Source organism: Microbacterium sp. Kw_RZR3, from assembly GCF_029222405.1.
In the GTDB taxonomy this organism is placed as follows: Bacteria; Actinomycetota; Actinomycetes; order Actinomycetales; family Microbacteriaceae; genus Microbacterium.
Map to the genome: position 1 here is coordinate 1 of NZ_JARHXC010000087.1, position 7,598 is coordinate 7,598.

Consider the following 7,598-nt stretch of genomic DNA (forward strand, 5'->3'; position numbering starts at 1 on the left):
CCGCGAACTGCACCGAGCCCTGGGGGTCGATCTGCGCGTCGAGGACGCGGTCATCGAGCACGGCGGCGGCATCGGTGTCGAGGAACACGCGCGCGCCGGCGTTCTCGACGACGGCGTCCTGGGGCTGCGGACCGTCGACGACCGACAGCGTGAACTGCGACTCGGGCGAACCCGCGCCCTCGATGCGCACCCCGCCCTGAGCGGCGTCGGGGTACTGCGCGGTGATGGTCTTGACGGCGGTCGTGGCCTCTTCGGTGAGCGTCAGCATTCGTGGCTCTCCTTCTTTGTCGACGACAGGAGCCAGCCACGATGCCGAGAATCCGCGCGGCTCTCAACCTCTGGCATCCATTTCCAGGGGATTCCCACCGAGCGCTCAGAGGTCACACGAAGGGCCCGTGCGGCGATCAGGGCAGCAGACCCGCGCGCCGCGCCCGAGCGACCGCGGCGTGCCGCGTCGAGGCGTCGAGCTTGGCCATCGCCGACGCGAGATACGACTTCACGGTGGTCTCGCGGAGGTGGAGGGATGCCGCGATCTCGCCGTTCGTCGAACCGACGGCCGCGCACGCCAAGACATCGATCTCGCGGCGCGACAGGTGGATGTCGGCGTCCTCGACGGAGCGGGGAGCGTCGCCGGTGAGCGCGGCCAACCGTGCCTCGAGCTCCTCGAGCCGCCGGCGCACGTCGTCGTCACCGACCGTCGCGGCGATGCTGCGCAACTGCGCATAGCTCTCGCGGATCTCCTCACGCACGCCGACGCTCAGCCCGGTGTCGCCCACCGGCATGCTCGAGAGGCGCCGATCCACTTCTTCGCGGACGCGCAGTTCGGTGCCGAGCTCACCGGCGACGTCGAAAGCGGGTCGCGCCTCGAGCTCGCCGACCGGGGCCTGTGCCCACGACCCGCAGTACAGCACGCCTCGCGCATGACCGCGGACGAGGACGGGCACGGCGAACAGCGTCGCTATTCCCTCGCCCAGGATGGCCCGGTCGTAATCGTGGGTGATGGACCGCGCCGTGCGGTAGTCGAGTGTCATGCGCGGTCGTCGTTCGACGAGGGCCCGTCCGCCGAGGCCGCGCTCGGCGCGGACGACCAGGCCCTCGATGCTGCGCGTGCGCGCACCGACGATCGTCGACACGTGGACGGCTCCGTCGTGCTCCAGACCGCCGAACGCGAGGGGGAAATGGGTGCGGCGCGCGAGTTCGGTGACAGCGTGCGACACCAGCGTCGCGTCGTCGCGAAGAAGAGTCGGTGCTCCCACGAGAACTACCTACTTCCGGGGGTGACGGCTGCGTCGCCGCCTTTCGTAGCGTCGACCCTACCACCGGGAGCGCTACCACGATCCCGGGTCACCATCCCCCCATCGGTGCGAGGTTGCACCGGTCCCATGAGGCAAGGAGGCCACATGACGGACAGAAGGATCGACCCCGCTCGCGGGGGCGGCGTCGACTACATCACGGTTGAGGAATCGCCCCGCTTCCGCGAGTTGAAGAAGCGTCAACGCAGCTTCATCTTCCCGCTCGCCGTCGCGTTCCTCGTCTGGTACTTCGTCTACGTGCTGCTGTCGTCGTTCGCTCCGGCGTTCATGGCGCAGCCCGTATTCGGTGCGGTGACGGTCGGACTGCTGTTCGGCCTCGGGCAGTTCGTCACGACCTTCGCGATCACGATGGGATACGTCGCCTACGCGAACCGGCGGCTCGACCCCATCGCCGAAGAACTGCGTGACGAGCTCGAGCGCACGGAGCGGGGGTCGAAGTGAACGAGGTCTTCGGCACCGTCCACGCCGCCGTTCAGACGGTCGAGAACAACCCGGTTCTGAACATCTCGATCTTCGGAGCCTTCGTCGCGGTGACGCTGTTCATCGTCATCCGTGCCAGCCGCAACAGCAAGACGGCGGCGGACTACTACGCCGCCGGGCGTTCCTTCACGGGGCCGCAGAACGGCTTCGCCATCGCGGGCGACTACCTGTCGGCGGCCTCCTTCCTGGGAATCGTCGGCGCGATCGCGATCAACGGGTACGACGGATTCCTCTACTCGATCGGCTTCCTCGTCGCGTGGCTGGTGGCACTGCTGCTGGTCGCGGAACTCATGCGCAACACCGGCAAGTTCACGATGGCCGACGTGCTCTCCTTCCGGCTGCGGGAGCGCCCGGTGCGGATGGCCGCGGCCATCACGACCCTCGCGGTGTGTTTCTTCTACCTGCTGGCGCAGATGGCGGGCGCCGGCGGACTCGTCTCGCTGCTCCTCGGCATCACCGAGCGTCTCGGGCAGTCCATCGTCGTCGCGGTCGTGGGCCTGCTCATGATCGTCTACGTGCTCATCGGCGGGATGAAGGGGACCACGTGGGTGCAGATCGTCAAGGCGTTCCTGCTGATCGGCGGCGCCGTCGTCATGACGATCTGGGTGCTCGCGATCAACGGGTTCAACCTCAACACGCTCCTCGAGGCCGCCGTCGCCGCATCGCCGAAGGGTGAGGCGGTGCTCGCTCCCGGTCTGCAGTACGGCAAGAACCCGTGGGACTTCATCTCCCTCGCGCTGGCGCTCGTGCTCGGCACTGCGGGTCTGCCGCACGTCCTGATGCGCTTCTACACGGTGCCCACGGCCAAAGAGGCACGCCGCTCGGTGGTCTGGGCCATCTGGCTCATCGGGCTGTTCTACATCCTCACCCTCGTGCTCGGTTACGGTGCGGGTGCCCTCGTCGGACCGGATGCCATCCTCGCGGCGCCGGGAGGCGTCAACGCGGCTGCTCCGCTGCTCGCCCTCGCCCTCGGCGGACCGATCCTGCTCGGATTCATCTCGGCCGTGGCTTTCGCGACGATCCTCGCGGTGGTCGCCGGTCTGACCATCACCGCGGCTGCCTCCTTCGCTCACGACATCTACGCGAGCGTCGTGAAGAAGGGGGACGTTCCGCCCGACGGAGAGGTGAAGGTCGCGCGGCGCACCGTCATCGTCATCGGCGTCCTCGCGATTGTCGGAGGCATCGGGGTGCAGGGGCAGAACGTCGCCTTCCTGGTCGCCCTGGCCTTCGCCGTCGCGGCGTCCGCGAACCTCCCGACCATCCTCTACTCGCTCTTCTGGCGCCGTTTCACCACGCGCGGCGCAGTGTGGAGCATGTACGGCGGTCTCGGCTCGGCTCTCGTGCTGATCGTCCTGTCTCCGGTGTTCTGGGGCACGCCCACCAGCGTGTTCGTCAACACCGGCGTGGCGGTCTGGCCGCTGAACAACCCGGGCATCGTGTCGATCCCGCTGGGGTTCCTCCTCGGATGGCTCGGGTCGATCACCTCGCGTCGCGCCGAGGACGCGCGCAAGGCGGCCGAGATGGACGTCCGCTCGCTCACCGGCTTCGGCGCCGAGAAGGCGTCCAGCCACTGACGATCCCGTTCGGATCGGGAGCACCCGGTCTCGTCGGCACCAGCCGTCGGGCCGGGCGCTTCCCGTTTCACCGAAAGCGTTCGGGTCTGTCGTGCGGGGCCTTGATCGTCGCCGCGCCCGTCCACCTCGCCGCATGCGAATGCGTCACCCGGCCCCGCGCAGTCCTTCACGGAGTACGACGTCATTCTCCAGCGACAGCAGGTACTCCTTGACCTCGGGGTGTCCGCCGTACTCGCCGATCGATCCGTCGGCGCGCACCACGCGGTGAACGGGGACGACGATCGAGAAGGGGCTCTTCGCGCACGCCGTCCCTACGGCCCGCGCTGCTCCGGGCGCACCCGCCAGGATTGCGACCTCGCCGTACGACGCCATCTCGCCGTAGGGGATCTCGACGGTGGCCTGGAGCGCAGTGCGCGTGAATCCCTGCACCAGCCTCCAGTCGAGCGCGACGTCGAAGTGTCGGCGTTCGCCCTCGAAGTACTCGTCGAGCTGCGTCCGCAGGTCGACAGCGCCCTCGGGTTCGGGTTCGGGGAGAACCCCGAGCCGCTGCGCGATCTCCGCCCGAGCGAGGTCCATCCCGTCGTGCGCGACGTCGAGCCGCACCAGGGCCTCGTCGACGAAAGTGAGCAGGATCGGGCCGACGGGGCTGTCGTATTCCGTGCTGGTGACTGTGTTCATGTGCTCATCCTCGTGACGGGGCGGACCGTCCGTCGGGGCGGCATCGCGAAAGGGGGACAGCCCGGCGATTCGGCATCCTGGGGAGGAAGAGCCGATCCGACGGCGTTTCGCGGATTCCCGCAAAACCCGCCCCGGCTACGCCCCATCCGGGAATGCCCGGCTTAGTCTGGCAGGTGTGTGGCGAGCTGAGGAGGACACCGTGAGCGGTGCCGACGGAGACGTTCCCTCGTCGACCGTCGATCCGGGCGAGCTGCGACTGTCGGAGCCCGGCATCGTGGTCCGCCACGTCGCCGACCCCGAGCGCGATCGCATCCGCGCCGAGGCGGCCGCCCTGGGTGGCCGATCCACGCTGCTGCGGTTCGACGACGCGCTCGACGCCGGCATCGATATCACGAAGGCTCACCCCGGGTCGCTGCCCCAGTTCATCACCGGTCGGGCGACGCTGCTCTCCAACCTCTTCCGCGACGAGGTGGCACTGCGCACCGCGCGACTGGCGGCCGAGCGCATCACGGCGAAGAACGTCGAGCTGCGCACCGCGCGCGGCCTCGAGCCCGTCCATCTCGCCGTGGGTCTCGCCGCGTGGAAGATCGGGGGAGTGGAGTGGTCCTCGCCCGTTCTGCTCCGGCCCCTCGCGATCCGTCGCCACAACGGCGATTTCGAGCTGAAGCTGCACGGCGCTTTCGTGATGAACCCCGAGTTGGCCCGCGCATTCCGCAGCCACCTAGGCATCCACATCGACAGTGCCGCTCTCGCCGGCCTCGCCTACGACCAGGGCGTGTTCAAGCCGCAGCCGGTGATCGATCACATCCGTCGCCTGACCACGCACGTCCCGACGTTCGTGGTGCACCCGCGCTTGGTCATCTCGTCGTTCGCCGACGTGGGCTCGGGCATGGCCCGCGACACGCAGCATCTCGACGACACGCTCCTGAACGCCCTCGCCGGGCACCCGGACGACCGTGCGCGGATCACCGTGCGCCGCGAGGACCCCGTCATCGTCAGCCCCGACGAGCGCCCGCCGGCGTCCGACACCCTCCTGCTCGACGCGGACGCCGAGCAGGAACGCGTCCTCGCCCGAATCGCCGCGGGCCACTCGCTCGCCGTCCACACGCTCCCCGGCACCGGTGGTACCCAGACCGTGATCAACGCGGTGGGACAGCTGGTGCACGCCGGAAAGCGCGTCCTCGTCGTCAGCGCCCGCCGCTCCACGCTCGACGGCATCCGTCACCGCCTCGCCGGGGTCGGTCTCACGGGACTCGCGGTCTCCCCGAACCACGTGCGCCGCGACCTGATTCGCGCGATCGGCCGCAACGAGAAGGCCGAACAGCCCAAGGTCGCCGAGATCGACGACGCGCTGCTCCGCCTGCGCACCGTCCTCCGCGACTACCGCTCGGCTGTGACGGAGCCGCACCTGGCGCTGGGGGTCTCGGCCCTCGACGTTCTGCGTGCGCTCACGGCTCTGGCATCCACCTCCCCGCCGCCGTCGACCGCCGCCCGCTTCGATCTGGCGACCATGGAACGACTCGCCGGGCGCCGCGATGCGGCCGCGCGGGCGCTGGCGATGGCCGCGCGTCTGGGCGAGTTCCGTTTCGGACCCGACGACTCCCCGTGGTACGGCGTGAGCTTCACGCGCACGGAAGACGCGAGAGCGGCGCACGACCTCGCCGGCAAGCTCCACACGAACGACGTACCGCGCCTCCTCGAGCGCGGATACGAGCTCATCGCGCAGACGCGCATGCGTCCGTTCCAGACGGTGTCCGAGCTCGGCGCGTACCTGAAGCTCCTTCAGGGCATCCGCGAGTCGCTCGACCGCTTCAGCCCGAGCGTCTTCGAGCGCCCGCTCGGCGAACTCATCGACGCCCACTCACCGCGTCGCGACGCGTCGCCGATGAGCGGCCCGAACCGCCGTCGCCTCAAGCGCCTGTCGAAGGAGTACGTGCGCCCCGGCGTCCACGTCACCGACATGTACGAAGCGCTCGTGCGGATCCAGCAGCAACGCACCGAGTGGCAGCGCGTCGTCGAGGCCGGCGTCACGCCCGAAGTGCCCCTGGGCCTCGCTGATGTGCACGTCGCCTGGCAGCGCGTCGACGCCCTGCTCGGCGAACTCGATCAGATCCTCGGCCGTCAGGGGTCGGAGCGCCTCGCGACCCTGCCGGTGCACGAGCTCGTGCGCACGCTCGCGGGTCTCGCCGCCGAGTCGACGTTCTTCGACAATCTCGTCGAACGTGCGCAGCTGCGCTCCGAGCTCGCCCGCCTCGGGCTCGAGCCGCTGCTGGTCGAGCTGTCGGTCCGCCACGTTCCCGAAGAGCGCGTGGGCAACGAACTCGAGTTCGCGTGGTGGCAGTCGGCGCTGGAGCACCTCTTGCGCACCGACCGCGCGCTGCTCGGCGCGAACACCGCCGTGGTCGATCGTCTCGAGCGCGACTTCCGTCTCGTCGACGAGGCGCACGCTGCCGCCGCGGGTCCGCTGCTGGCTGCCGAGCTGGCGAAGCAGTGGCGCATCGGCATCGTCGATCACCCCGACGAGGCCGCGGCGCTCAAGCGTTCTCTGAAGGACGGGTTGCACACCGCGACCGAGATCTCGGATGCCGCGCCGACCCTGCTGCGTACCCTCGCGCCCGTGTGGCTCGCTTCGCCGTACGAGGTTCCGGATGTGCCGACCGACCTCGCCTTCGACGTCGTCATCATCGCGGACGCGGCCGCCCTGTGCCTCGCGGAGGCCGCACCGGCCCTCCGTCGGGCTCGGCAGGTCGTGCTGTTCGGCGACCCGGTGGTGCAGAAGCCGACCCCGTTCCGCGTCAGCGCGTCGATCGCCCCCGCTCCTGACGACGCCGACGACGTGCCCTTCGATGAGGTCTCGGTCTTCGAGCGCATCGCCGAGCTCCTCCCCGTCGAGACGCTCACCCGCAGCTACCGCGCGGGCGGCGAAGATCTGGCGCAGCTCGTCAACGATGCGTTCTACGGCGGTGAGATCGTTTCCCTCCCGTGGGCCGGCTCGTACCTCGGCCGCGGCAGCCTCAGCGTCGACTACGTCGAGAACGGCGTGGGAGCCCCTCACCCGGTGAGCGGCGCCGTCGAGAGTCCGGATGCCGAGGTCGCCCGCGTCGTCAGCATCGTCATCGAGCACGCGGTCAACCGCGCGTCCGAATCGCTCATGGTCGTCACCGCGAGCCGCACCCACGCGGAGCGCGTGCGCGCCTCCGTCGAGGCGGCGCTCGCGGGCCGTTCCGACGTCGCGGCCTTCGTGTCTCGGGATGCCGCCGAGCCCTTCGCCGTGCTCACTCTCGAGGAGTCCGTGGCCGAGAGCCGCGACCGCGTGGTGTTCTCGCTCGGTTTCGGCCTCACGCGCCACGGCCGCGTCCTCAGCGACTTCGGCGACCTCTCGACCCCCGACGGGGAGCGTCTGCTCACGGTGGGGATGACCCGGGCCCGGCGTTCGATGGTGATCGTGTCGTCGATCCGCCCGTCCGCTTTCGACGACGGTCGCCTCGAACACGGCGCAGCGACCCTCATGGGGATCCTCGGCTCGGTCGCGTCGCGCGGCCGCGAGAGCCGC

The 7,598-nt window shown here is 69.7% G+C and carries 6 protein-coding genes; 3 read left to right on the top strand and 3 right to left on the bottom strand.

Annotated elements, in window-relative coordinates; all coding sequences use genetic code 11:
- Positions 1–268 (bottom strand): Fe-S cluster assembly protein HesB (locus P2P98_RS04790; RefSeq protein WP_275797701.1); only part of this gene is annotated, 268 nt, incomplete at its 3' end.
- Positions 269–404: 136 nt separating this feature from the next.
- Complete coding sequence (locus P2P98_RS04795) at positions 405–1,256, bottom strand: LuxR C-terminal-related transcriptional regulator (RefSeq protein ID WP_275797703.1); 852 nt, start codon at positions 1,254–1,256, stop codon at positions 405–407.
- 144 nt (positions 1,257–1,400) lie between these two features.
- Between P2P98_RS04795 and P2P98_RS04800 the strand changes: the two genes are divergently transcribed.
- Both P2P98_RS04800 and P2P98_RS04805 read left to right on the top strand, forming a co-directional pair.
- Positions 1,401–1,754, top strand: coding sequence for a DUF485 domain-containing protein (locus P2P98_RS04800; protein ID WP_275797705.1), 354 nt, complete (start codon positions 1,401–1,403; stop codon positions 1,752–1,754).
- Positions 1,751–3,367, top strand: a complete 1,617-nt coding sequence (locus tag P2P98_RS04805; RefSeq protein WP_275797707.1) for a cation acetate symporter — start codon at positions 1,751–1,753, stop codon at positions 3,365–3,367. Before P2P98_RS04800 ends, P2P98_RS04805 begins: the two co-directional genes overlap by 4 nt.
- Before the next feature lie 144 nt (positions 3,368–3,511).
- Here P2P98_RS04805 and P2P98_RS04810 read toward each other — a convergent pair whose 3' ends face one another.
- Positions 3,512–4,045: a methylated-DNA--[protein]-cysteine S-methyltransferase gene (locus P2P98_RS04810; protein ID WP_275797709.1), complete on the bottom strand. Its 534-nt coding sequence runs from the start codon at positions 4,043–4,045 to the stop codon at positions 3,512–3,514.
- Between the two features lie 199 nt (positions 4,046–4,244).
- Here P2P98_RS04810 and P2P98_RS04815 point away from each other — a divergent pair.
- Positions 4,245–7,598 (top strand): AAA family ATPase (locus tag P2P98_RS04815; protein WP_275797711.1); only part of this gene is annotated, 3,354 nt, incomplete at its 3' end.